The following is a 1,019-nucleotide window of genomic DNA, read 5'->3' on the forward strand; positions in this document are numbered from 1 at the left end:
TTAAAGTAACCGTTGGGGCGGTAAGATCGGCTGCGCGAATTAACTGAGTTGCTGCGGCATTATTATTACCCAGAGTATTAGTAGCTTTAGCCGCAGGAATATCTACGGTGACATTTCCATCCGCAGTTGGAGTCACATCAAAGGTGTAGGTTTTGGCATCAACTGTGACAAAGTTACCGACTGTTGCATTAGCAACGGTAATATCAGTATCAACAAAGCCAGTGACATCTTCACTGAAGGTAGCAGTGACGGTAAATAAACCGTTAACTGTGGCAGCGGCAGCTGAGGTTAAAGTAACAGTTGGGGCAACAGTATTAGCAATACGAGTTAGCTGAGTTGCTGCGGTATTACTATTACCGACAGTATCAGTTGCTTTAGCCCCAGGAATATCTACGGTGACAGTTCCATCCGCAGTTGGAGTCACATCAAAGGTGTAGGTTTTGCCATCAACTGTGACGAAGTTACTAACAGTTCCATTTCCTACAGTAATATCAGTATCAACAAAGCCAGTGACATCTTCACTGAAGGTCGCAGTGACGGTAAATGGAGCGTTAACTGTGGCAGCGGCAGCTGAGGTTAAAGTAACCGTTGGGGCAACAGTATTAGCAATACGAGTTAGCTGAGTTGCTGCGGTATTATTATTACCGACAGTATCAGTTGCTTTAGCCCCAGGAATATCTACGGTGACAGTTCCATCCGCAGTTGGAGTCACATCAAAGGTGTAGGTTTTGGCATCAACTGTGACAAAGTTACTAACAGTTCCATTTCCTACAGTAATATCAGTATTGATAAAATTACTGACATCTTCACTGAAGGCAGCAGTGACGGTAAATAAACCGTTGACTGTGGATGGGGCAGCTGAGGTTAAAGTAACCGTTGGGGCGGTAATATCTGCTGCGCGAATTAACTGAGTTGCTGCGGCATTATTATTACCCAGAGTATTAGTAGCTTTAGCCGCAGGAATATCTACGGTGATATTTCCATCCGCAGTTGGAGTCACATCAAAGGTGTAGGTTTTG

Annotated in this window: 1 protein-coding gene; it reads right to left on the reverse strand. The window is 44.5% G+C overall.

Going from position 1 to position 1,019, the window contains the following annotated elements:
• The coding region (locus PL8927_RS27980) for an Ig-like domain-containing protein (RefSeq protein WP_231505954.1) at positions 1-1,019 on the reverse strand (1,019 nt) is incomplete at both ends.

The sequence above is a fragment of the Planktothrix serta PCC 8927 genome (assembly GCF_900010725.2).
GTDB classification, from domain to species: Bacteria; Cyanobacteriota; Cyanobacteriia; order Cyanobacteriales; family Microcoleaceae; genus Planktothrix; species Planktothrix serta.